General features: G+C 66.6%; 21 protein-coding genes. 6 read left to right on the forward strand and 15 right to left on the reverse strand.

Translation table 11 applies throughout. From position 1 onward, the window contains the following. The first annotated feature begins 23 nt into the window (after nucleotides 1-23). Together ACFPFG_RS24130 and ACFPFG_RS24135 are read left to right on the forward strand one after the other, a co-directional pair. Nucleotides 24-1,541, forward strand: coding sequence for an alkaline phosphatase (locus tag ACFPFG_RS24130; protein WP_183019444.1), 1,518 nt, complete (start codon nucleotides 24-26; stop codon nucleotides 1,539-1,541). A 95-nt stretch (nucleotides 1,542-1,636) separates the two neighbouring features. After that, nucleotides 1,637-2,473 carry a hypothetical protein gene (locus ACFPFG_RS24135; protein WP_183019443.1) on the forward strand — a complete coding sequence of 279 codons (837 nt, stop codon included), beginning with the start codon at nucleotides 1,637-1,639 and terminating at the stop codon, nucleotides 2,471-2,473. A gap of 189 nt (nucleotides 2,474-2,662) precedes the next feature. Here ACFPFG_RS24135 and ACFPFG_RS24140 read toward each other — a convergent pair whose 3' ends face one another. The 5 genes from ACFPFG_RS24140 to ACFPFG_RS24160 form a co-directional block, all read right to left on the reverse strand. Continuing rightward, nucleotides 2,663-3,670: a Bug family tripartite tricarboxylate transporter substrate binding protein gene (locus ACFPFG_RS24140; protein WP_380108607.1), complete on the reverse strand. Its 1,008-nt coding sequence runs from the start codon at nucleotides 3,668-3,670 to the stop codon at nucleotides 2,663-2,665. 163 nt (nucleotides 3,671-3,833) lie between these two features. Beyond that, a complete protein-coding gene (locus tag ACFPFG_RS24145) occupies nucleotides 3,834-4,574 on the reverse strand; it encodes an SDR family NAD(P)-dependent oxidoreductase (protein WP_197955174.1) in 741 nt (246 codons plus the stop codon). Between the two features lie 7 nt (nucleotides 4,575-4,581). Further along, nucleotides 4,582-5,793 carry a 3-oxoadipyl-CoA thiolase gene (gene pcaF / locus ACFPFG_RS24150; protein ID WP_380108609.1) on the reverse strand — a complete coding sequence of 404 codons (1,212 nt, stop codon included), beginning with the start codon at nucleotides 5,791-5,793 and terminating at the stop codon, nucleotides 4,582-4,584. A 66-nt stretch (nucleotides 5,794-5,859) separates the two neighbouring features. Continuing rightward, nucleotides 5,860-6,519 (reverse strand): 3-oxoacid CoA-transferase subunit B, encoded by a 660-nt coding sequence (locus ACFPFG_RS24155; protein WP_380110323.1) that lies wholly within the window; start codon nucleotides 6,517-6,519, stop codon nucleotides 5,860-5,862. 26 nt (nucleotides 6,520-6,545) lie between these two features. After that, on the reverse strand, nucleotides 6,546-7,247 hold the full coding sequence (locus ACFPFG_RS24160; RefSeq protein ID WP_012207359.1) for a 3-oxoacid CoA-transferase subunit A: 702 nt from the start codon (nucleotides 7,245-7,247) through the stop codon (nucleotides 6,546-6,548). An 86-nt stretch (nucleotides 7,248-7,333) separates the two neighbouring features. Between ACFPFG_RS24160 and ACFPFG_RS24165 the strand changes: the two genes are divergently transcribed. The 4 genes from ACFPFG_RS24165 (at nucleotide 7,334) to ACFPFG_RS24180 (ending at nucleotide 15,542) form a co-directional block, all read left to right on the forward strand. Next, entirely contained in the window at nucleotides 7,334-8,173 is an 840-nt protein-coding gene (locus ACFPFG_RS24165) for an IclR family transcriptional regulator domain-containing protein (RefSeq protein ID WP_183019432.1), read from the forward strand. Nucleotides 8,174-8,283: 110 nt separating this feature from the next. Next, nucleotides 8,284-8,994, forward strand: a complete 711-nt coding sequence (locus ACFPFG_RS24170) for a transposase (protein ID WP_183019431.1) — start codon at nucleotides 8,284-8,286, stop codon at nucleotides 8,992-8,994. Between the two features lie 188 nt (nucleotides 8,995-9,182). After that, nucleotides 9,183-13,913 carry a glutamate synthase-related protein gene (locus ACFPFG_RS24175; protein ID WP_380108612.1) on the forward strand — a complete coding sequence of 1,577 codons (4,731 nt, stop codon included), beginning with the start codon at nucleotides 9,183-9,185 and terminating at the stop codon, nucleotides 13,911-13,913. A gap of 153 nt (nucleotides 13,914-14,066) precedes the next feature. Next, the gene (locus ACFPFG_RS24180; protein ID WP_183019429.1) at nucleotides 14,067-15,542 is read left to right on the forward strand and encodes a glutamate synthase subunit beta; all 1,476 of its coding nucleotides are present in this window, start codon (nucleotides 14,067-14,069) and stop codon (nucleotides 15,540-15,542) included. A 195-nt stretch (nucleotides 15,543-15,737) separates the two neighbouring features. Here ACFPFG_RS24180 and tatC read toward each other — a convergent pair whose 3' ends face one another. The 10 genes from tatC to galE form a co-directional block, all read right to left on the reverse strand. Further along, nucleotides 15,738-16,562, reverse strand: a complete 825-nt coding sequence (tatC, locus tag ACFPFG_RS24185) for a twin-arginine translocase subunit TatC (protein ID WP_012207354.1) — start codon at nucleotides 16,560-16,562, stop codon at nucleotides 15,738-15,740. 150 nt (nucleotides 16,563-16,712) lie between these two features. Further along, nucleotides 16,713-17,210: a Sec-independent protein translocase protein TatB gene (gene tatB, locus ACFPFG_RS24190; RefSeq protein WP_012207353.1), complete on the reverse strand. Its 498-nt coding sequence runs from the start codon at nucleotides 17,208-17,210 to the stop codon at nucleotides 16,713-16,715. A 21-nt stretch (nucleotides 17,211-17,231) separates the two neighbouring features. Then, nucleotides 17,232-17,471 carry a Sec-independent protein translocase subunit TatA gene (gene tatA, locus ACFPFG_RS24195; RefSeq protein ID WP_183019428.1) on the reverse strand — a complete coding sequence of 80 codons (240 nt, stop codon included), beginning with the start codon at nucleotides 17,469-17,471 and terminating at the stop codon, nucleotides 17,232-17,234. Nucleotides 17,472-17,637: 166 nt separating this feature from the next. Next, nucleotides 17,638-18,000 (reverse strand): histidine triad nucleotide-binding protein, encoded by a 363-nt coding sequence (locus ACFPFG_RS24200; protein WP_183019427.1) that lies wholly within the window; start codon nucleotides 17,998-18,000, stop codon nucleotides 17,638-17,640. A gap of 41 nt (nucleotides 18,001-18,041) precedes the next feature. Further along, entirely contained in the window at nucleotides 18,042-19,073 is a 1,032-nt protein-coding gene (locus ACFPFG_RS24205; protein ID WP_013800782.1) for a patatin-like phospholipase family protein, read from the reverse strand. A gap of 20 nt (nucleotides 19,074-19,093) precedes the next feature. Continuing rightward, nucleotides 19,094-19,486 (reverse strand): DUF4870 family protein, encoded by a 393-nt coding sequence (locus tag ACFPFG_RS24210; RefSeq protein WP_013800783.1) that lies wholly within the window; start codon nucleotides 19,484-19,486, stop codon nucleotides 19,094-19,096. Beyond that, a complete protein-coding gene (locus ACFPFG_RS24215; RefSeq protein WP_380108617.1) occupies nucleotides 19,483-19,896 on the reverse strand; it encodes a phosphoribosyl-ATP diphosphatase in 414 nt (137 codons plus the stop codon). Before ACFPFG_RS24215 ends, ACFPFG_RS24210 begins: the two co-directional genes overlap by 4 nt. After that, nucleotides 19,893-20,291, reverse strand: a complete 399-nt coding sequence (gene hisI, locus ACFPFG_RS24220) for a phosphoribosyl-AMP cyclohydrolase (RefSeq protein ID WP_013800785.1) — start codon at nucleotides 20,289-20,291, stop codon at nucleotides 19,893-19,895. The genes ACFPFG_RS24215 and hisI overlap by 4 nt, the downstream gene beginning before the upstream one ends. Before the next feature lie 244 nt (nucleotides 20,292-20,535). Further along, a complete protein-coding gene (gene hisF, locus ACFPFG_RS24225; RefSeq protein ID WP_183019423.1) occupies nucleotides 20,536-21,336 on the reverse strand; it encodes an imidazole glycerol phosphate synthase subunit HisF in 801 nt (266 codons plus the stop codon). 76 nt (nucleotides 21,337-21,412) lie between these two features. Beyond that, on the reverse strand, nucleotides 21,413-22,423 hold the full coding sequence (galE, locus tag ACFPFG_RS24230; RefSeq protein ID WP_183019422.1) for a UDP-glucose 4-epimerase GalE: 1,011 nt from the start codon (nucleotides 22,421-22,423) through the stop codon (nucleotides 21,413-21,415). Nucleotides 22,424-22,615 lie beyond the last annotated feature (192 nt).

A 22,615-nucleotide genomic window follows, 5' to 3' on the forward strand; every position in this document is an offset into this window, starting at 1 on the left:
TCAAGGCACTCAAGGAATTCCACATGCATCCGATCCTCCAAAAGACCTCCCTCGCCCTGGCTGCGGCCGGCGCGCTGGCGCTGCTGGCACCTGCCGCCCATGCGGCCGGCGAGGCCAAGAACGTCATCTTCTTCCTCGGCGACGGCATGGGCCCGGTCACCGTGACCGCCGCGCGCATCTACAAGGGTGAGAAGCAGCTGGCTGCCAATCCCACGTCACTGGCCAGCAGCGAGCGCGCCACGCTGACCATGCAGTCCCTGCCCTACGCCAGCCGCATCAAGACCTTCTCGCGCGATGGCCAGACCACGGACAGCGCGCCTTCGATGGCGGCCTACATGACCGGCGTGAAGATGAACAACGAAGTCATCTCCATGTCGGCTGAGACCCTGGCCTATGCGGCCAACGGCCAGCAGTACATCAACGGCGAGGACACCACCTGCCCGGCCGGCAACGGCCAGCCCGCGCAGACCCTGCTGGAGCTGTCCAAGGCCAAGGGCCGCGCCGTGGGCGCCATCTCCACCACGCGCGTGGGCCATGCGACGCCGGCTGCCACCTACGCCCACATCTGCAACCGCAACGGCTACAACAGCATTGCCGAGCAGTCCGTGCCCGGCCATGCCAACTACAACGCCAAGCTGGGCGACGGCATCGACGTGCTCATGGGTGGCGGCCAGCGCAACTACCTGCCCAAGTCGGTCAACCCCAGCAGCAAGCGCACGGACACGGCCAACCTCGTGGACATGATGAAGGCCAAGGGCTACGCCTATGTCGCCAAGGGCAGCGAGCTGTCGGCCCTGGACGCGACCAAGGCCCCCAAGCTGCTGGGCCTGTTCACGCAAAGCGAAATGGCCTACGAGCTGGACCGCGTCAAGCAAAAGCTGGATGAGCCCAGCCTGGCCGACATGACCGGCAAGGCGCTGGACGTGCTCAGCCGCAATGACAAGGGCTTCTTCCTGATGGTGGAGGGCGGCCGCATCGACCACGCACTGCACGGCACCAATGCCAAGCGCGCGCTGGAAGACACGCTGGCCTTCGACCGCGCCATCGAGACCGCCATGGCCTACATGGAAAAGAAGGACCCGGGCCTGAAGAACACGCTGATCGTCGTCACCGCCGATCACGACCACAACATGGTGTTCAACGGCTACTCCAGGATCGGCAACCCCATCCTGGGCAAGGTGCAGGACTACCAGAGCGGCCAGATGGCCAAGGCCCAGGACGGCAAGCCCTACACCACGCTGGCCTTCGGCAACGGCGGACGTCCCAACGCCACGGCCTCCAGCCAGGTCAATGCCGAAGATGGCAACAAGCCCTGGATCGCTCCGATTCGCGGCACGGAGCGCCAAGACATCAGCAACCTGGACACCACGGACGACAACTACCTGCAGGAAGTCGGCCTGAACCTGGGCACGCCGGGCTCGGAGACCCATGGCGGCGGCGATGTGATGCTGTTCGCCGGCGGCGCGGGCGCCAGGATCTTCAAGGGCACGATGGACAACACCAAGGTGTTCTCCAAGGTCCGCGAAGCCGCTGGCCTGTAGTTGTTTCCTCCTTCGTTGGCTGCTTGCCAACCCCTGGCCGGAGCCGTGGCACATGCGTGTGCCCGGCCCCGGTTTTTTCGCATTGGCTGGATTCCATGACGTCTTCCATCTCTACGCCGCACGCGGCGCGCCACCTCCTCGCCGCCGCGCTGCTGGCCTGCTCCGTCACCGCGGCATGGGCTGCCGAACCCGCCAAGTCCGCGCCTGCGACTGCGCCTGCAAATGCACCTGCGACCGCACCCACGGCCCTACCCGCAACTGCAGCCGCCACCGACTCCGTGGCCCGCACCACGGCGGCCGTGCAGGCCACGCCCGAAGCCGACCTGCGCATTACCTATGAAGCCATGAGCGTGGGCAGCGACGGCGTGCAGCGCAGCAGCGTCTATACCAACCGCGTCTACCGCCGCAAGGCCCGGCTGTGGATAGAGCGCGAAATGCCCGCCGCCCTGCGCCAGAGCCAGGACCACGGCCACGACCATGCCCACGGCCCGCACGCCGGCCATGCCCACGACGAGGCCCGCGCCGCACCCCTGTCCATCCGCCGCGCCGATGACGGCAAGGTCGGCGTGGAAGTCATCCTGGCCAAGCTGCGCCGCGTCATCAGCGTGGACCTGGCCCACCACGGCAACGTGGGCTACGGCGGCTCCTTCGACAACGTCTACTGGATCGTGCCTCCCACCGCGCTGCAAGGCATGGAGCGCGTGGGCAAGCCGCACAACGGCGTGCAGCGCTACCGCGGCACGGCAGGCGAGCAGACCACCGTCATCGACTGGGACGTGGCCAACCAGTTCGCCCGGCGCGTGGAACGCAGCGACTCCCACGGCACCGAGCGCATCGTGGTCACCGCCAGCAAGCTGCCCGCCCCGCTGGCCCAGCCCTGGAAGGCCATCGAAGGCTACGACAAGGGCGACTACTCCGACTTGCTGGATTGAGCACCTGGCACCCCAATGCAAAGAGCTGCCCGGAGGCAGCTCTTTTTTATTCCCCATTTCAATGCTCAAACGCATGGCGCTGGAAACCGGCGCAGCCTGACACCAGGGGCGCCGAGCAAGAGCCGCCTCGCGGCGATGGCGCCGTCCCCCTTCAGGGGGAAGCCGCAAAGCGGCTCAGGGGGAGGCCAGTTACACCTGTGCTCCGGAGTCTTTTACGACCTTGCTCCACTTCGTCGATTCGGCCTTGATATAGGTGAGGAATTCGGCCGGCGTGTCGATCACGACGTCACCACCCTGGTCGTTGATCTTCTTGACCACGGCCGGGTCCTTGAGCACCTTGGCAATGGCCGTGTACAGGCGCTGCTGCACGGCGGCGGGCGTCTTGGCCTGGGTCCAGAGGCCGAACCACGAAGTGGCCTCGTAGCCGGGCACGCCGGCTTCGGCCACGGTGGGCACATCGGGCAGTTCGGGCGAGCGCTTGGCCGTGGTCACGGCGATGGGGCGCAGCTTGCCCGAACGCACGTGCTGGATGGCCGAGGGCATGTTGTCGAACATGATGGCGATCTGGTTGCCCAGCAGGTCGGTGATGGCCGGGGCGCTGCCCTTGTAGGGCACGTGCACCATGTCCAGGCCCGTCATGGAGCGGAACAGCTCGCCCGACAGGTGGATGGAGCTGCCGCTGCCCGAGGAGCCGTAGTTCAGCTTGCCGGGATTGGCGCGCGCGTAGGCGATCATTTCCTTGACGGTCTTGAACGGCTGGCTGGGGTGGGCCACCAGCAGGTTGGGCACGTTGGCCACGCGCGTCAGGGGCGAGAAGTCCTTGATGGGGTCGAAGCCGGGCTTGGCGTAGAGCGCGGCATTGATGGCATGCGTGCCCACGGTGCCCATGAACAGGGTGTAGCCGTCGGCCGGCGCACGCGCGGCGGCCACGGCGCCGATGTTGCCGCCCGCGCCGGGCTTGTTGTCCACGATCACGGTCTGGCCCAGCTCCTGCTGCAGCGCCTGGGCGACGATGCGCGCCAGGATGTCGGTGGTGCCGCCAGCGGCGAAGGGCACGAGGATGGTGATGGGCTTGCTGGGGAAGCCGTCCTGGGCCAGGGCGGCGGTGCCGGACAAGGCGCCGAGCGCGGTCAGGGATGCGGCGGCCAGCGCCTGCAGGCCACGGCGGCGGGTGAAGTGGGTGGTTTGATCGGACATCGAGAGGTCTCCTGATTCGGCAATAAGGTGGATGGCCGGGCCCGGCAACGCCGGGCTGGGCCAGGGCAAGGCCCTGTGTGGCGCCCGCCTGTGCAGGCGGGCGCTTCCAGTGGTTCTTCTTGAAGGGTGTTGTGCCTGGAAAGGCGTTCGGTCAGACGGGTGGTCAGACGGGCGCCACGCCCAGCGTGGTGCCGCCGCAGATGTAGAGCACCTGGCCGGTGACGAAGCCGTTGTCGGGCGACAGGAAGAACAGCGCGGCACGGGCCACGTCTTCCGGTGTGCCCATGCGGCCCACGGCAATGCTGTTGAGGATGCGCTGGGTCTGCGGCGCGCCCTCGGGGTTGCTCTTGGTGAACAGCTCGGTGGCGATGGGGCCGGGGCCCAGGGCGTTGACCGTGATGCGGTCGCGGCCCAGCTCCATGGCCAGGGTGCGCGTCAGGCCGATCAGGCCGGCCTTGGTCGCCGAGTAGACGATGCGGTCGGGCTTGCCCAGCGCGGCGCGCGAGGACATGTTCACGATGCGCCCCTCTCCGCAGGCGCGCAGCGTGGGCAGGAAGGCCTGCACCAGCAGCATGGGTGCGCGCAGGTGCAGTCCCACCACGTCGTCGAGATGCTGAGTGCTGGCGTTGTCGATGGTGCCGGGGCGCGTGGCGCCCGCGTTGTTGACCAGGGCCACCACGTTGTGCGTGGCGGCAATGCGGGCCGCCGCCTCGGCCGTGGCCTGCTCGCTGGTCAGGTCGGCCTGGTAGCTCACCAGCAGCGGATGGCTCCAGTCGGGCAGCACATAGTCGAGGTTGACCACGGCGCGGCCCTGGGCCAGCAGGGCCTCGGCGATGGCGCGGCCGATGCCGTTGCTGGCGCCGCTGACCACGGTGACGGGTGTCTTGTTGTCCACGGTGCTCATCGCAGTCTCAGACCTTTTCCAGGATCACGGCAATGCCCTGGCCCACGCCGATGCACATGGTGCACAGCGCGTAGCGGCCGCCCAGCGTGTGCAACTGGTTCACGGCGGTGGTGGCCAGGCGGGCACCGGAGGCACCCAGCGGATGGCCCAGCGCAATGGCGCCGCCCCATTGGTTGACGCGGCGGTCATCGTCGGCAATGCCCAGATCGCGCAGCACGGCCAGGCCCTGCGCGGCGAAGGCTTCGTTCAACTCGATCACGTCCATCTGCTCCAGCGTCAGGCCGGTCAGGGCCAGTACCTTGCGCACGGCGGGCGCGGGGCCGAAACCCATGATGCGCGGGGCCACGCCGGCCACGGCCATGCCGACCACGCGGGCGCGCGGCACCAGGTTGTATTGCTGGGCGGCTTCCTCGTTGGCCAGCAGCAGGGCGCAGGCGCCGTCGTTCACGCCGCTGGCATTGCCGGCCGTCACCGTGCCATCCGGGCGCACCACGCCCTTGAGCTTGGCCAGCGCCTCGATGGTGGTGGCGCGCGGATGCTCGTCCTGGCTCACCACGATGGCGTCGCCCTTCTTCTGGGCAATGGACACGGACACGATTTCCTTGGCCAGGTAGCCGGCCGCGATGGCGGCGGCCGCCTTTTGCTGGCTGGCCAGGGCCATGCGGTCCTGGGCTTCGCGCTCGATCCTGAAGTCGTCGGCCACGTTCTCGGCCGTCTCGGGCATGGAGTCCACGCCGTACTGCTGCTTCATCAGCTTGTTGACGAAGCGCCAGCCGATGGTGGTGTCGTAGACGGCGTTGCTGCGGCTGAAGGCGCTTTCTGCCTTGGGCATGACGAAGGGCGCACGGCTCATGCTTTCCACGCCGCCCGCGATCATCAGGCGGGCCTCGCCCGCCTTGATGGCGCGCGCGGCCGTGCCCACGGCGTCCAGGCCCGAACCGCACAGGCGGTTGATGGTGGCGCCCGGCACATCGATGGGCAGGCCGGCCAGCAGGGCGGACATGCGCGCCACGTTGCGGTTGTCTTCGCCCGCCTGGTTGGCGCAGCCGTAGAGCACGTCGGCCACGGCCGTCCAGTCCACGCCGGGGTTGCGCTCCATCAGCGCCTTGATCGGCACGGCGCCGAGGTCATCGGCACGCACCGGGGACAGGGCGCCGCCGTAGCGGCCGAAGGGGGTGCGGATGGCGTCGCAGATGAAGGCCTGGTTGGACTGGCTCATGGTGTCTCCTGGGAAAAGAATGAAGAGGTGCCGGGGTGCGCCGCAGCGCACCGGGGGGCTGAGGGATCAGGCCGTGGCCGTCGCGTCCTTGATGGGCAGGCCCACGATGGACTGCAGCTCGGCGTGCGAGAGGCCGGGCACGGTGTCGATCAGGCGCAGGCCCTGGGGCGTGCATTCCAGCGTGCACAGGTCGGTGTAGATGCGCTTGACGCAGGACAGGCCCGTGAGCGGGTAGCTGCAGGCCTCGACGACCTTGCATTCGCCGGTCTTGGTCAGCAGGTCCATCATCACCCAGGTCTGGCGTGCACCCACGGCCAGGTCCATGGCGCCGCCCACGGCCGGAATCGCACCGGCCTCGCCCGTGCTCCAGTTGGCCAGGTCGCCCGTGGCCGAGACCTGGAAGGCGCCCAGCACGCAGATGTCCAGGTGGCCGCCGCGCATCATGGCAAAGCTGTCGGCATGGTGGAAATAGCTGCCGCCCGGCAGCAGGGTGACGGGCTGCTTGCCGGCATTGGTCAGGTCATAGTCTTCCTGGCCTTCGGCGGGCGCCGGGCCCATGCCCAGGATGCCGTTCTCGCTTTGCAGGATGACCTCGCGGCCGGCCGGGATGTGGTTGGCCACCTGGGTGGGCATGCCGATGCCCAGGTTGACATAGGCGCCGTCGAAGATGTCTTCGGCCACGCGCCGGGCCAGCTCTTGCTTGCTGCGTTTCTGGTAGCTGCTCATGCTCTTGCTTTCGGCGGTTGGGGCGCTCATGCGGTTTTCTTGAAACCGCCGGCCTGGGTGGCGACGCGGTCGATTTTGACGATCTGGCTCACATAGATGCCGGGGGTCACCACGGCCTCGGGGTCCAGCGCGCCCAGCTCCACGATCTCGTGCACGGTGGCGATCGTGTGCTTGGCTGCCGTGGCCATCACGGGGCCGAAGTTGCGCGCCGACATGCGGTAGGTCAGGTTGCCCCAGCGGTCGCCCTTTTCGGCCTTGACCAGTGCCACGTCGCCGTGGATGGGGTGCTCCAGCACATAGTGCTTGCCATTGATCTCGCGCGTTTCCTTGCCGTTGGCCAGCTCCGTGCCATAGGCCGTGGGGCAGAAGAAGCCGCCGATGCCGGCGCCGGCGGCGCGCAGGCGCTCGGCCAGGTTGCCCTGGGGCACGAGTTCCAGCTCGATCTTGCCGCTGCGGTACAGGTCGTCGAACACCCAGCTGTCCACCTGGCGGGGGAAGCTGCAGATGATCTTGCGCACCTGGCCGCTCTTGAGCAGCGCGGCCAGCCCCTGGTCGCCATTGCCCGCGTTGTTGTTGACCACGGTCAGCTCGCGTGCGCCCTGGGCGATCAGGCCGTCGATGAGTTCGGTGGGATTGCCCGAGGTGCCGAAGCCCCCGATCAGCACGGTGGAGCCGTCCTGGACGCCCGACAACGCCTCGGCGATGGTGTCGGTGATTTTGTTGATCACTTGCTTGTCTCCGGTATGCAGGCCGCTGGCGCTGCGCTAAAATGTTCGTATGTAGAACAAAAGTTCGCAGAAAGAATTATAGAGCCATGGAAAAAAAAGCCGCTTCCGTAATTTCCACAGGTGGGGCCGAAGAAGAGGGCGGCACGCCGCGCCCGGGCGACAGCTATGTGCAGTCCTTTGCGCGCGGCCTGGGCGTGATCCGCTCGTTCAGCGCCGAAGCGCCTGCGCAGACGCTCAGCGAGGTGGCGGCGCGCACGGGGCTCACGCGTGCCGGGGCCCGACGCATCCTGCTGACGCTGCAGACGCTGGGCTATGTGAAAAGCGACGGCAAGCTGTTCCAGCTCACGCCGCGCATCATGGAGCTGGGTTTTGCCTACCTCAGCTCCACCCCGGTCTGGAACCTGGCCGAGCCCGTGATGGAAAACCTGGTCGACGAGGTCAAGGAGTCCTGCTCGGCCGCCGTGCTCGATGGCGGCGACATCGTCTATGTGCTGCGTGTGCACACCCACAAGATCATGAGCACCAACCTCGGCGTGGGCTCACGCCTGCCGGCCTGCTGGACTTCGATGGGGCGCGTGCTGCTGGCCGGCGAGAGCGATGAATCCCTGCAGGTCCTGCTGGACGCGCGCGAGCGCCGGCAGTTCACGGCGCTGACCGAGCAGGATGATGACCGCCTGCGCCAGCGCATTCTGGAGGTGCGCGCCCAGGGCTGGGCCCTGGTGGACCAGGAACTGGCCGAAGGCCTGATCTCCATCGCCGCTCCCGTGAAGAACGCGGCCGGGCGTACCGTGGCCGCGCTCAACATCAGCGGCCAGGCCAACCGCAACAGCGCCGAGATGATGCGCGGGCAACTCCTGCCCCGGCTGCTGGCCGCCACGCAGCTGGTGAGCCAGCTGCTGCGGGCCTCGGCGCGTCTTTCCCTGTAGAGCGGAGTGCGGCGGAGTGCGGCGGAGTGCGGCAGTGCGGGACGGCGCGGGGCAGGGCGCTCCATAATTGCCGCTCCACGCCCTGCACCCGCTTGCCTGCACTCAGCACCATGGCCCGCCTGCCCAGACTCACCATTGCGGATCTGCCGCACCACATCATCCAGCTCGGCAACAACGGCGCGGACATCTTCATCGATGCCCAGGACCGGGAGACCATGCTGGGGCTGCTGCGCGAGATGGCGCGCAGCTGCGAGCTGGCCGTGCATGCCTACGTGCTGCTGCCCAGCCAGTTCCACCTGCTGGCCACGCCGCGCACCGACGATGGCCTGCCCAGGTTCATGCAGGCCGTGGGCCGGCGCTATGTGCGCTACTTCAACGACCGCCACGGCCGCAGCGGCACGCTGTGGGAAGGCCGCTATCGCGGCACGGTGCTGCAGCCCAGCTGGCTGCTGCCCACCATGGTCTTCATGGACGACAGCCCCGTGCGCGCCGGCCTGGTCCAGCGGCCGGCCGACTGGCCCTGGTCCAGCTACGCGCACAACGCCGGCCTGCGCAGCGACGCGCTGATCCAGCCGCATGCCGTGTTCTGGGGGCTGGGCAACACCCCGTTTGCGCGTGACGCGGCCTATGTGGAGGCCGTGGAGGAGGGGGTCGGCGCCGACGATGCCGAGCGCATCAGCCAGTCGGCGCTGCGGGGCTGGGCGCTGGGCGATGAGCAATTCATTGCCGATTTACAACAGCGCACCGAGCGCCGCGTGACGCGCCAACGTGCCGGTCGTCCGCCCGGACGGACCAATGAGCGCACCACAACAGTGCGTTAGTACCCACTGATGGCTTGCAAGTGCTTGATTCCTCACTGCAGGTCTTTGTGAAATAAATATGTCCCTTATTAATTTCCGATTTTTTTGTTCTGGAATTAATTGGGATCTGACCCTTATATAAATTTATTGCATGAGGTGATGCCTTGCCTTAATCTTGCGTTCCCTGCGAAAAATTTGAGGATTCCGCCATGACGACGGCTGCCGAGATCAAGCATCTCCAAGACCACGGTCTGTACTCCAAGAGCAACGAGCACGACGCCTGCGGCCTCGGCTTTGTTGCACATATCAAGGGCGTCAAGCGCCATGACATCGTCACCGGCGCGCTCAAGATCCTCGAAAACATCGACCATCGCGGCGCCGTGGGTGCCGACAAGCTCATGGGCGATGGCGCGGGCATTCTGATCCAGATTCCCGACCAGCTCTACCGCGAAGAGATGGCCAAGCAGGGCGTGGCCCTGCCGCCCGCGGGCGAGTACGGCGTGGGCATGATCTTCCTGCCCAAGGAACATGCCTCGCGCCTGGCCTGCGAGCAGGAGATGGAACGCGCCATCAAGGCCGAAGGCCAGGTCCTGCTGGGCTGGCGCGATGTGCCCGTGAACCGCGACATGCCCATGTCGCCCACGGTCCAGGAAAAGGAACCCATCCTGCGCCAGGTCTTCATCGGCCGCGGCGCCGACGTGATCGTGCAGGATGCGCTGGAGCGCAAGCTGTACGTGATCCGCAAGACGGCCAGCGCCGCCATCCAGAACCTCAAGCTCAAGCACAGCAAGGAATACTACGTTCCCAGCATGAGCAGCCGCACCGTGGTCTACAAGGGCCTGCTGCTGGCCGACCAGGTGGGCGTGTACTACAACGACCTGTCCGACGAGCGCTGCGTCTCGGCCATCGGCCTGGTGCACCAGCGCTTCTCGACCAACACCTTCCCCGAGTGGCCGCTGGCCCACCCCTACCGCTACGTGGCCCACAACGGTGAAATCAACACCGTGCGCGGCAACTACAACTGGATGCTGGCGCGCGAGGGCGTGATGGCCTCGCCCGTGCTGGCCGAGGACCTCAAGAAGCTCTATCCCATCAGCTTCGCTGGCCAGTCCGACACGGCAACGTTCGACAACTGCCTGGAACTGCTGACCATGGCCGGCTACCCCATCAGCCAGGCCGTGATGATGATGATCCCCGAGCCCTGGGAGCAGCACGAGTCCATGGACGAGCGCCGCCGCGCCTTCTATGAATACCACGCCGCCATGATGGAGCCCTGGGACGGCCCGGCCTCCATCGTGTTCACCGATGGCCGCCAGATCGGCGCCACGCTGGACCGCAACGGCCTGCGCCCCTCGCGCTACGTGATCACCGATGACGACCTGGTCATCCTGGCTTCGGAAGCCGGCGTGCTGCCCGTGCCCGACAGCTCCATCGTGCGCAAGTGGCGCCTGCAGCCCGGCAAGATGCTGCTGATCGACCTGGAGCAGGGCCGCCTGATCGAGGACGACGAGCTCAAGGCCAACATCGTCAACACCAAGCCCTACAAGCAGTGGATCGAGAACCTGCGCATCAAGCTGGGCAGCGTGGGCAGTGACACCCATGCCGGCCCCGAGGCCGCCAGCCTGCCGCTGCTCGAGCGCCAGCAGGCCTTCGGCTTCACGCAGGAAGACATCAAGTTCCTGCTGGCCCCCATGGCGAAGAACGGCGAGGAAGGCATAGGCTCCATGGGCAACGACAGCCCGCTGGCCGTGCTGTCGGACAAGAACAAGCCGCTGTACAACTACTTCCGCCAGATGTTCGCGCAGGTGACCAACCCGCCGATCGACCCCATCCGCGAAGCCATCGTGATGTCGCTGGTGTCCTTCATCGGACCCAAGCCCAACCTGCTGGACATCAACCAGGTCAACCCGCCCATGCGCCTGGAAGTGCACCAGCCGGTGCTGGACTTCGCCGACATGGCCAAGCTGCGCGACATCGAACGCCACACGCAGGGCAAGTTCAAGAGCGCAACGATCGACATCACCTACCCGCTGTCCTGGGGCAAGCAGGGCGTGGAAGCCAAGCTGGCATCGCTGTGCGCGCAGGCCGTGGACGCCATCAAGGGCGGCGCCAACATCCTGATCATCAGCGACCGCCATGTGAGCGCCACCCAGGTGGCCATCCCCGCGCTGCTGGCGCTGTCGGCCATCCACCAGCACCTGGTGCGCGAGGGCCTGCGCACCACGGCCGGCCTGGTCGTGGAAACGGGCACGGCGCGCGAAGTGCATCACTTCGCCGTGCTGGCGGGCTACGGTGCCGAGGCCGTGCATCCCTACCTGGCCATGGAAACCCTGGCCGACATGCACAAGGAGCTGGGCGGCGACCTGTCGGCCGACAAGGCCATCTACAACTACGTCAAGGCCATCGGCAAGGGCCTGTCCAAGATCATGTCCAAGATGGGCGTGTCCACCTACATGTCCTATTGCGGCGCCCAGCTGTTCGAGGTGATCGGCCTGAACAGCGACACCGTGGACAAGTACTTCACCGGCACGGCCAGCCGCGTCGAGGGCATCGGCGTCTTCGAGATCGCCGAGGAAACCATCCGCAACCACCGCGCGGCCTTCGGTGACGATCCCGTGCTGGAAACCATGCTGGACGCCGGCGGCGAATACGCCTGGCGCGCCCGTGGCGAAGAGCACATGTGGTCGCCCGACGCCATCGCCAAGCTGCAGCATTCCACGCGCTCCAACAACTGGAGCACGTACAAGGAATACGCCCAGCTGATCAACGACCAGAGCAAGCGCCACATGACGCTGCGCGGCCTGTTCGAGTTCAAGTTCGACCCGGCCAAGGCCATTGCGCTGGACCAGGTCGAATCGGCCAAGGACATCGTCAAGCGCTTTGCCACGGGCGCCATGTCCCTGGGCTCGATCAGCACCGAGGCCCATGCCACGCTGGCCGTGGCCATGAACCGCATCGGCGGCAAGAGCAACACCGGCGAAGGCGGGGAAGATCCCCAGCGCTACCGCAACGAGCTCAAGGGCATCCCGATCAGGAAGGGCGAGACCCTGGGCTCCATCATCGGCGCCGACAAGGTCGAGGCCGACATCGAGCTGCAGGACGGCGACTCGCTGCGCTCCAGGATCAAGCAGGTGGCATCGGGCCGCTTCGGCGTCACGGCCGAATACCTGTCGTCCTCGGACCAGGTGCAGATCAAGATGGCCCAGGGCGCCAAGCCCGGCGAAGGCGGCCAGCTGCCCGGCGGCAAGGTGTCCGACTACATCGGCAAGCTGCGCCACTCCGTGCCCGGCGTCGGCCTGATCTCGCCCCCGCCCCACCACGACATCTACTCCATCGAGGATCTGGCCCAGCTGATCCACGACCTGAAGAACGTGGCACCGCACGCCGACATCTCGGTCAAGCTCGTGTCCGAAGTGGGCGTGGGCACCATCGCGGCCGGCGTGGCCAAGTGCAAGAGCGACCACGTGGTGATCGCGGGGCACGACGGCGGCACGGGCGCATCGCCCTGGTCGTCCATCAAGCATGCGGGCTCGCCCTGGGAAATCGGCCTGGCCGAGACCCAGCAGACCCTGGTGCTCAACCGCCTGCGCGGCCGTATCCGCGTGCAGGCCGACGGCCAGATGAAGACCGGCCGCGACGTCGTCATCGGCGCGCTGCTGGGTGCCGACGAGTTCGGCTTCGCCACGGCGCCCCTGGTCGTCGAGGGCTGCATCATGATGCGCAAGTGCCACCTGAACACCTGCCCCGTGGGCGTGGCCACGCAGGACCCGGTGCTGCGCGCCAAGTTCTCGGGCAAGCCCGAGCATGTGGTGAACTACTTCTTCTTCATCGCCGAGGAAGTGCGCCAGATCATGGCCCAGCTGGGCGTTGCCAAGTTCGACGACCTGATCGGCCGCTCCGACCTGCTGGACACCCGCAAGGGCCTGCAGCACTGGAAGGCCCAGGGCCTGGACTTCTCGCGCCTGTTCGCCCAGCCCGAAGTGCCCGCCGACGTGGCGCGCTTCCATGTCGAACGCCAGGACCACCTGCTGGACAAGGCGCTGGACGTGAAGCTGATCGAGCGCTGCAAGCCGGCCATCGAGAACGGCGAGCGCGTGCGCATCATGGAAGTGGCGCGCAACGTGAACCGCTCCGTGGGCGCCATGCTCTCCGGTGCCGTGACGCGCGTGCATCCCGAAGGCCTGCCGGATGACACCATCCGCATCCACTTCGAGGGAACCGGCGGCCAGTCCTTCGGCGCCTTCCTGTGCAACGGCATCACGCTGAACCTGCGCGGCGATGCCAATGACTACACGGGCAAGGGCCTGTCCGGCGGCCGCGTGGTGGTGCATGCCAGCCATGAATTCCGCGGCGACACGACGACCAACACCATCGTCGGCAACACCGTGATGTTCGGCGCCACCAGCGGCGAGGCCTTCTTCGGCGGCGTTGCCGGCGAGCGTTTCGCGGTGCGCCTGTCGGGCGCCACGGCCGTGGTCGAAGGCGTGGGCGACCACGGCTGCGAATACATGACCGGCGGCACCGTGGTGGTGCTGGGCAAGACGGGGCGCAACTTCGCGGCCGGCATGAGCGGCGGCGTGGCCTATGTGTATGACGAGGATGGCCGCTTCGCCGAGCGCTGCAACAAGGCGTCCGTCTCGCTGGACCAGGTGCTGCCCCACGACGAGCACCTGGCCCAGGTCTCGCCCGCCGTCTGGCACCGCCGCGAAACCGACGAACGCCAGCTGCGTGCACTGATCGAGGCGCACAGCCGCTGGACCGGCTCCAAGCGTGCCCGCGACCTGCTGGACAACTGGGCGGCGGCCCGCTCCAAGTTCGTCAAGGTCTTCCCCAGCGAGTACAAGCGCGCCCTGTCCGAGATGTACGAGCGCCAGGTGATGGAAGAGCCCGCCACGCCCGAGGTCGAGGAACACGCCAAGGAAGCCGTGGCCGCCAAATAAAGCAGGACTTGCGCAAACAGGATGAGACCCGGCGCCGTGCCTTTTGGCAGGCCGCCCGCCAGATTCCTTCTTGCGCAGGTCGTCAAAGGAAGCGAAGGATGCGGGCAGCAGCCCGCATCCATCCCTGCACCCCACACATCAGGACAACGAATCATGGGAAAGACCACCGGCTTCATGGAATATGAACGCCTCGAGGAGGGCTACGCGCCCGTCGTCGAGCGCGTGAAGCACTACAAGGAATTCGTCATCGGCCTCGATGACAGCCAGGCCAAGATCCAGGGCGCGCGCTGCATGGACTGCGGCACGCCGTTCTGCAACAACGGCTGCCCGGTCAACAACATCATTCCGGACTTCAACGATCTGGTCTTCCACGGCGGCTGGAAGAGCGCCAGCGCCGTGCTGCACAGCACCAACAACTTCCCCGAGTTCACGGGCCGCATCTGCCCCGCGCCCTGCGAGGCCGCCTGCACCCTGAACATCAACGACGACGCCGTGGGCATCAAGTCCATCGAGCACGCCATCATCGACCGTGCCTGGGCCGAAGGCTGGGTCAAGCCGCTGCCCAGCAGCCGCAAGACCGGCAAGAAGGTCGCCGTGGTCGGCGCAGGCCCCGCAGGCCTGGCCGCATCGCAGCAACTGGCGCGCGCCGGCCACGATGTCACGCTGTTCGAGAAGAACGACCGCGTCGGCGGCCTGCTGCGCTACGGCATTCCCGACTTCAAGATGGAGAAGTCGCACATCGACCGCCGCGTGGAGCAGCTCGTGGCCGAAGGCGTCAAGATCCGCACCGGCGTGCTGGTGGCGGGCAAGGACGGCCTGGGCGAAGACTCCAAGGTCACCAACTGGGCCAAGGAAACCGTGAGCCCCGAGCAGCTCATGGCCGAGTTCGATGCCGTGCTGCTGACCGGCGGTGCCGAGCAGTCGCGCGACCTGCCCGTGCCCGGCCGTGAACTCAAGGGCATCCATTTCGCCATGGAGTTCCTGCCGCAGCAAAACAAGGTCAACGCCGGCGACAAGCTCAAGGGCCAGCTGCGGGCCGATGGCAAGCACGTCATCGTCATCGGTGGCGGCGACACGGGCTCTGACTGCGTGGGCACCAGCAACCGCCACGGCGCCGTCAGCGTGACCCAGTTCGAGCTGATGCCCATGCCGCCCGAGCAGGAGAACAAGCCCCTGGTCTGGCCCTACTGGCCGATCAAGCTGCGCACCAGCTCCAGCCACGAGGAAGGCTGCGAGCGCGAGTTCGCCATCGCCACCAAGGAATTCATCGGCGAGAAGGGCCAGGTCACGGCCGTCAAGACCGTGCGCATCGAAATGAAGGACGGCAAGATGGTCGAGGTGCCCGGCAGCGAGCAGGTGCTCAAGGCCGACCTGGTGCTGCTGGCCATGGGCTTTGTCAGCCCCGTGCAGGCCGTGCTCGATGCCTTTGGCGTGGACAAGGATGCACGCGGCAACGCCAAGGCCACCACCGACTTCACGGGCGGCTACGCCACCAGCGTGCCCAAGCTCTTCGCCGCCGGCGACGTGCGCCGCGGCCAGTCCCTGGTGGTCTGGGCCATCCGCGAAGGCCGCCAGGCCGCTCGCTCCATCGATGAATTCTTGATGGGCGCGTCCGACCTGCCTCGGTGAGATGCCAACCCCGGAAGGGGCTTGGCCATAGACAAAGAAAAAGCCCTTGGTGATGAACCAAGGGCTTTTTATTACAGATTCCTCGTGTTTCAGCGTAGGCCCTTGAAACTGGCGCGCCCTAAAGCGAGGGACACCGAGGAAGGGCCGCCCCGCACCGAGGGTGTCGTCCCCCTCTGGGGGAAGGCGCGAAGCGACTCAGGGGGAGGGTTTATCCTCTGCCGGCTTGTCCACTGCGGTGCCGGGCTCGGCTTCTTCTTCCGGCGCCTTGGAGACGCGGCTGAACCAGCCGGCGCCCAGGATGCCGATCTCGTAAAGAATGCACATGGGCACGGCCAGGGCCAGTTGGGAGATCACGTCGGGCGGCGTGACCACGGCGGCGATGATGAAGGCCACCACGATGAAGTAGCCACGGAAGGACTTGAGCTTGGCGATGTCCACCAGGCCGAAGCGCACCAGCAGCATGACCACGATGGGCACCTGGAAGGCCAGGCCAAAGGCCAGGTACAGCGACAGGATGGCCTCCACATAGGAGGCGATGTCCGGCGTGGCCGCCACGCTGTCCGGGGTGAAGCCCTGGATGAAGGCGAACATCTTGTCGAGCACGAAGAACTGCACGAAGGCGATGCCGATATAGGCCAGCAGGCTGCCGAAGATGATCAGCGGCAGCGCAAAGCGCTTTTCATGGCTGTACAGGCCGGGCGCCACGAAGGCCCACATCTGGTACATGATCCAGGGCAGCACGGCCAGTACGCCCACCATCATCAGCACCTTGAGCGGTACGAAGAAGGGCGTGAACACGCCCACCGCGATGAGCTTGGCATCGGGCGGCATGTGCGCCTTGATCGGGTGGGCGATGAAGTCGATCAGCCCGTTGGGGCCGGGCCACACGGCGAGCACGGCGATCGCCAGACCGATGCCGTAGATGCAATAGAGCAGGCGGTCGCGCAGCTCCATCAGGTGCTGGACGAAAGGCTGCTCGGTGCCTGCCAGCTCGTCGTCTTTAGGTGGAATGTCGGACATGGTGCGAAACCGCGGCGGGCCGCAAGGGCATCCACGGACCTGGGGTGAAAAGCAGAAAGCCCGACGGATCGGGCAGGATTCGGCAATGGCGGGTGCCCGGGTGGCAGAGGCTGGGCTGGTTGCCTCGTGGCCCGCGGCGCGCCGGCATCTTCAGCGGGACTTCTGGGGGCGAAAGCGCGCCACGCGCGCCGCGCCCGACTGCGCCTTGGTGCGCACACCGGCGCGGGCCTTGTACCACTGGGGCACGGCGGCACGCTTGAGGCGCCAGTTCTTGCCCGGGTGACGGTAGGCCGGCGCCACGGCGCTGTACGTATCGCTGTCGGAGCCGTAGGAAGAGGAGTCGTACGAGGAAGACGTGCCGTTGAGCGATGCCGTGGACTCGTTCCAGTCCTTCTCGAAGTTGGCGGCCGAAGTGTGGATGGACTGCTCGACGTCTCGCGCCGCGCCCTCCACGGTGTCCTTCATCTTGCGCAACTCGTCGAGTTCCATCGAACGGTTGACCTCGGCCTTCACATCGGAGACATAGCGCTGGGCCTTGCCCAGCAGGGTGCCGACGGTGCGCGCCACGCGCGGCAGCTTCTCGGGGCCGATGACCACGAGAGCCACGGCGCCGATGAGCGCCATCTTGGACAGACCGATATCAAACATGGAGGCTTGGCTTGCGGACCATCAGCTCTTTTGCTTGGCTTCGACGTCGATGGTGGTCTTGTCGGTGGCTGTCTGGCCGGCGACCTGGCCGGGAGCGGCTGCGGGAGTGTCGGTGGAGGTCGAGCCGTCCTTCACGCCGTCCTTGAAGCCCTTGACTGCACCGCCAAGGTCGGAACCGATGTTCTTCAGCTTCTTGGTTCCGAACACCAGAACCACGATGGCCAGGACGATCAGCCAATGCCAGATGGAAAACGAGCCCATGAGAATCTCTCCTAAGAATTGCAGGTCATTTTAGACGCCGGGCCGTGGCGGCAGTTCGCAAGGCCCCACAAAAGCCGTTTGGCCGACGCAAGAAACAGGGAGTGTCTCAAGCAAGAGACGGGCCATCCTGTGCCGGGCGGCAGCCGCCTGCCGCAGGCGGCGTGTTTCAGCCCTTGAGCCAGGGGCGGGGGCCGCCCATGACGTGGATGTGCAGGTGGTGGACTTCCTGGCCGCCTTCGGTGCCCGTGTTGACCACCAGGCGAAAGCCGCCGTCGGGGTACGGGTTGCAGCCTTGCTCGGCGGCCAGGCGGGGCGCCAGCGCCATCAGGCGGCCCAGCAGCGGGGCGTCCTCGGCCCGGACCTGGGCCATGGAGGGGATGTGCTTCTTGGGCACCATCAGGAAGTGGATGGGCGCGCCGGGATGGATGTCGTGGAAGGCGAAGACGTCTTCGTCCTCATAGACCTTGCGGGAAGGGATCTCGCCTTTGGTGATGCGGCAAAACAGGCAGTTCGGGTCGTGGTCGTGCATGGCGCTACAGGAATCCTGGGAGGCTGGCGGTAGGTTGGAAATCAGGCCGGATTGTCGTTGATGCGCAGCGTCTGGCGCACGCCGATGTCGCTGCGGTGCTGCTGGAGCCACTGCTGGCCCTGCTCGCGTCCGAGCTCGAACAGCTCGCGCACGAAGCGCATGTCGGAGCGCGTCTTGGTCGAGGCGCCATAGCCCTTGAGCACGGAGCCGCCGTCCACGCGGTGCAGCAGCACCTTTTTGTAGCGTGTCGGGTCCAGCTTGCCCTGCTCGAGCAGGCGCTTGACGAACTCGATGGCGCGCAGCTCGGCCAGCAGGCCGGCGTTGAAGGTGACCTCGTTCATGCGGTCCATGATGTCGGCCGCCGTGTTGGGCAGATCGGTGTGCTCGATGGGGTTGATCTGTACCAGCAGGATGTCGCTGGACGCCGTGCCGTAGATCAGCGGGTATAGCGCCGGGTTGCCCGAAAAGCCGCCATCCCAGTAGGGCTCGCCGTCGATTTCCACGGCCTTGAACAGCTGCGGCAGGCAGGCCGAGGCCATGACCGCGTCGGCACTGAGTTTTCTGCCCGAAAAGATGCAGCCCCGGCCCGTGCGCACATTGGTGGCGCAGACAAAGACCTTGGGCACGACGCCTTCCACGGGCGGATGCGTCAGCGCCTCGAAGTCCACGACCCGTTCAAGCAGCTTGCGCAGCGGGTTGATGTCCAGCGGGTTGGTCTGGTAGGGCGAGAAGAACTGGTTGAGCACGCCCATGAAGGGGCTGCCCGGCAGGGGCGCGCCCCACATCAGGCTGCCCATGGTGCCCACGCCTTCCCAGAGTTCGGTCAGCGTGGCGCGGGCCAGCTCGGCCCCCAGCGCCTGGGCGGCCACCGGATCGCTTTCCTGGCGTGCAGCCTTGGCAAAGCCCTGGGCCAGGGCCACGGCATTCATGGCACCGGCGCTGGTGCCGCTGATGCCGTCGAAGACAAGGCTGCCGTCTTCCAGCAGCGCATCGAGCACGCCCCAGGTCAGGGCACCGTGCGAGCCCCCGCCCTGCAGGGCGAGGTTGATCTTGCAGGTCGGGGTCGGAGTCATGGCGGTTTGCCCGGGGGCCTTCAGCGGTCCACGGCCTGGTTGCGGTTCATGGCGACCATGCCGCGCACGATGCGGTAGAGGAACCAGATGGAGATGACGGTCCAGGCGATCCAGCCGGGCACGAAGAACAGCAGCCACAGCGGCGCCGTGACCAGGTACAGGATGCCGGCCCAGATCACGCTGCGGATGCGCCACGAGAAGTGGTTCGCCATCCAGCTGCCTTCGGCGTCGCCGCGCTTGACCAGGTCGATGATCAGGGCGATCACCAGCAGCGCAATGCTGGGCTGTGCGCCCGGCACGACGGCGGCCACGGCCACCACCAGGTGCAGCAGGTAGCTGACCCAGCCCCAGGCCTTGAGGCCTTCGATGCGGGACTGGTCCAGGGCACGGACTTCGATGTAATCGTCATTCATGGCAGCGGTCCTTTCTCGTTCACATCACGTTCCTGGGCCTTGCGCAGCGCCTTTTCCTCGATGCCGCTGGTGCCTTCGCGGCGCTCCAGCTCGGCAACGACCTGGGCGGGCGTCAGGCCATAGTGGGCCAGGGCGATCATGCTATGGAACCACAGATCGGCCACTTCGTAGAGGATTTTGCCGGCGTCTCCGCCATGGTCTGCGTCCTTGGCGGCCATGACCACTTCGGTGGCCTCTTCGCCGATCTTCTTCAAAAAGGCATCGGGGCCCTTGTGCAGAAGGCGGGCAACGTAGCTCTTGTCGGGGTCGCCGCCGTTGGCGGGCTTGCGGCTTTCGATGACGGCGGCCAGGCGCGCCAGCGCGTCCTGCGAGGAAGTGTTTGTGGTGTCGTTCATGGTCGTGGAATTCATTTGTAGATCGATTCGGGGTCTTTCAAGACCGGATCGACGGCCTGCCACTGGCCGTTCTGCAGCACGCTGTAAAAGCAGCTGTGGCGCCCCGTGTGGCAGGCAATGCCGGGCTCGTGGCCGGTCTGGGTGATCTTGAGCAGGACCACGTCGTTGTCGCAGTCGATGCGCACCTCGTGCACGGTCTGCACGTGGCCCGATTCCTCGCCCTTGAACCACAGCTTGTTGCGCGAGCGGCTGAAGTAGACGGCGCGGCCCAGCTCGGCCGTCTTGGCCAGGGCCTCGCGGTTCATCCAGGCGAACATCATCACGTCGCCCGTGTCCTTTTCCTGCGCGATCACGGGCACCAGGCCCTGCGCATCCCATTTGACTTGATCTAGCCAGTTCATTGCCTGCATTGTGAATATCCTGGGTGGGCATCCCTGTGACAGGATTGTCAGGAATTGCCTGGATTGAAAATACACCCCCTGAGTCGCTTCGCGCCTTCCCCCTCTCTCGCTGCGCGGGAGGGAGACGACAGCCTTGCTGCGGGGCGGCCCTTGCTCGCTGTCCCTGGTCCCTTGGGCCGCGCCGGTTTCATGGGTTGTGGGCGGCGCGAGCGCCATGGAAAACTGAAATGAAGGAGTCCGCCGACGCGCCGTATCAGAGGCGCACGGGCACGCCGCGCTCGGCCATGCGCTGCTTGGCCTGGCCCACGGTGAATTCGCCGTAGTGGAAGATGCTGGCGGCCAGCACGGCGTCGGCGCCGCCCAGGGTCACGCCATCGGCCAGGTCGTCCAGCGAGCCTACGCCGCCCGAGGCGATCACGGGCACGGGCACGGCGTCGCTGACGGCGCGCGTGAGCTTCAGGTCGAAGCCGGACTTGGTGCCGTCGCGGTCCATGCTGGTCAGCAGGATCTCGCCCGCGCCGCGGCGCGCCATTTCGGTGGCCCACTGCACGGCATCCAGGCCGGTGTTCTTGCGTCCGCCGTGGCTGTACACGTCCCAGCCGGGGCCGGCGGCGCGGCCATCGGCGCCGATGCGCTGCTCGTCCTCGGCCGTGCGCCGCTTGGCATCGATGGCCACGACGATGCATTGCGCGCCGTACTTGTCCGAGGCTGCATTGATCACATCGGGATTGGCGATGGCGGCCGAGTTGAAGCTGGTCTTGTCGGCGCCGGCGTTGAGCAGGCGGCGCACGTCCTCGACGGTGCGCACGCCACCGCCCACGGTCAGCGGAATGAAGACCTGGCTGGCCACGGACTCGATGATGGGCAGGATCAGGTCGCGCCCGTCGCTGGTGGCCGTGATGTCCAGGAAGGTCAGCTCGTCCGCGCCCTGGGCGTTGTAGCGCGCGGCGATCTCCACCGGGTCGCCCGCATCGCGCAGTTCCACGAAGTTCACGCCTTTGACGACGCGCCCTCCCGTGACGTCAAGACAGGGGATGATGCGTTTGGCAAGCATGGGCAGACTCGTGGCTAGGGCGTGAAACAAGGGCGAAAAGATACCACGCCCTCGGCGCCCGCAGGCGCTGCGGGGTTCAGCGCTTGAGGCCTGCGGCCTGGCTTTGCCAACGCCATGCGTCCTCGCACATGCGGTCCAGGTCCAGCATGGCCTTCCAGCCCAGCAGGCGCTCGGCCTCGGCGGGGTCGGCCCAGCACTGGGCCACGTCGCCGGGACGGCGCGCCACGATCTGGTAGGGCACGGGGCGGCCGCTGGCGCGCTCGAAGGCCTTGACCATCTCCAGCACCGAGACCGGGCGCCCCGTGCCCAGGTTCACGGTCAGCAGGCCCTGCTGCTCGCGCAGATGGCGCAGCGCCGCCAGGTGGCCGCGCGCCAGGTCGGTGACGTGGATGTAGTCGCGCACGCCCGTGCCGTCCGGCGTCGCATAGTCATCGCCATAGACACTGAGCTGTTGGCGCTGGCCGATGGCGACCTGCGAGACGTAGGGCATGAGGTTGTTGGGGATGTCGCGCGGGTCCTCGCCGATCAGGCCGCTTTCATGGGCGCCCACGGGGTTGAAGTAGCGCAGCCTTGCCAGGCTCCACTGGCCGGGCTCGGCGCGGTCCAGGTCCGCCAGCATTTCCTCGATCCACAGCTTGCTGCGGCCGTAGGGGTTGGTGGCGGACAGCGGAAAGTCTTCGCGGATCGGCAGGCTGGCCGGATCGCCGTAGACCGTGGCCGAGGAGGAGAACACCAGGCTGCGCACGCCCGCCGTCCGCATGGCCTGCAGCAGGGCCACCGTGCCGCCCACGTTGTGTTCGTAGTAGCGCAGCGGCTGGGCCACGGACTCGCCCACGGCCTTGAGCGCGGCGAAGTGGATCACCTCGCGGATGGAGTGCTCGGCAAACAGCCGGTCCAGCGCGGCGCGGTCGCGCACGTCGCCTTCGACGCACGGCGGGCGCCGGCCCGTGATGCGTTCCATGCGTTCGAGCACATCGGGGCTGCTGTTGCTGAAGTTGTCGTAGATCAGGTAGGGCTCGCCCGCAGCGGCGAGTTCCACGCAGGTATGCGAGCCGATGAAGCCGGCGCCGCCTGTGACCAGAATCATGAATACCTTTCATTGGTGATTTTCTGCCTGCCTAGTATCGCCATAACCCAGCTTCCCCCCAGGCTTCAAGGGCGCCGAGCACAAAAGTAGGGAGAAGACCTGTTTGCAGACAAAAACCGGTATGCTCGCGCCCGCATTTCGTCGGACTGGCGATAGCTTTTATCAAATCGACAAGAAATTTGATGTACAAAA

The sequence above is a fragment of the Delftia deserti genome (assembly GCF_042653485.1).
Taxonomy (GTDB): Bacteria; Pseudomonadota; Gammaproteobacteria; order Burkholderiales; family Burkholderiaceae_C; genus Comamonas; species Comamonas acidovorans.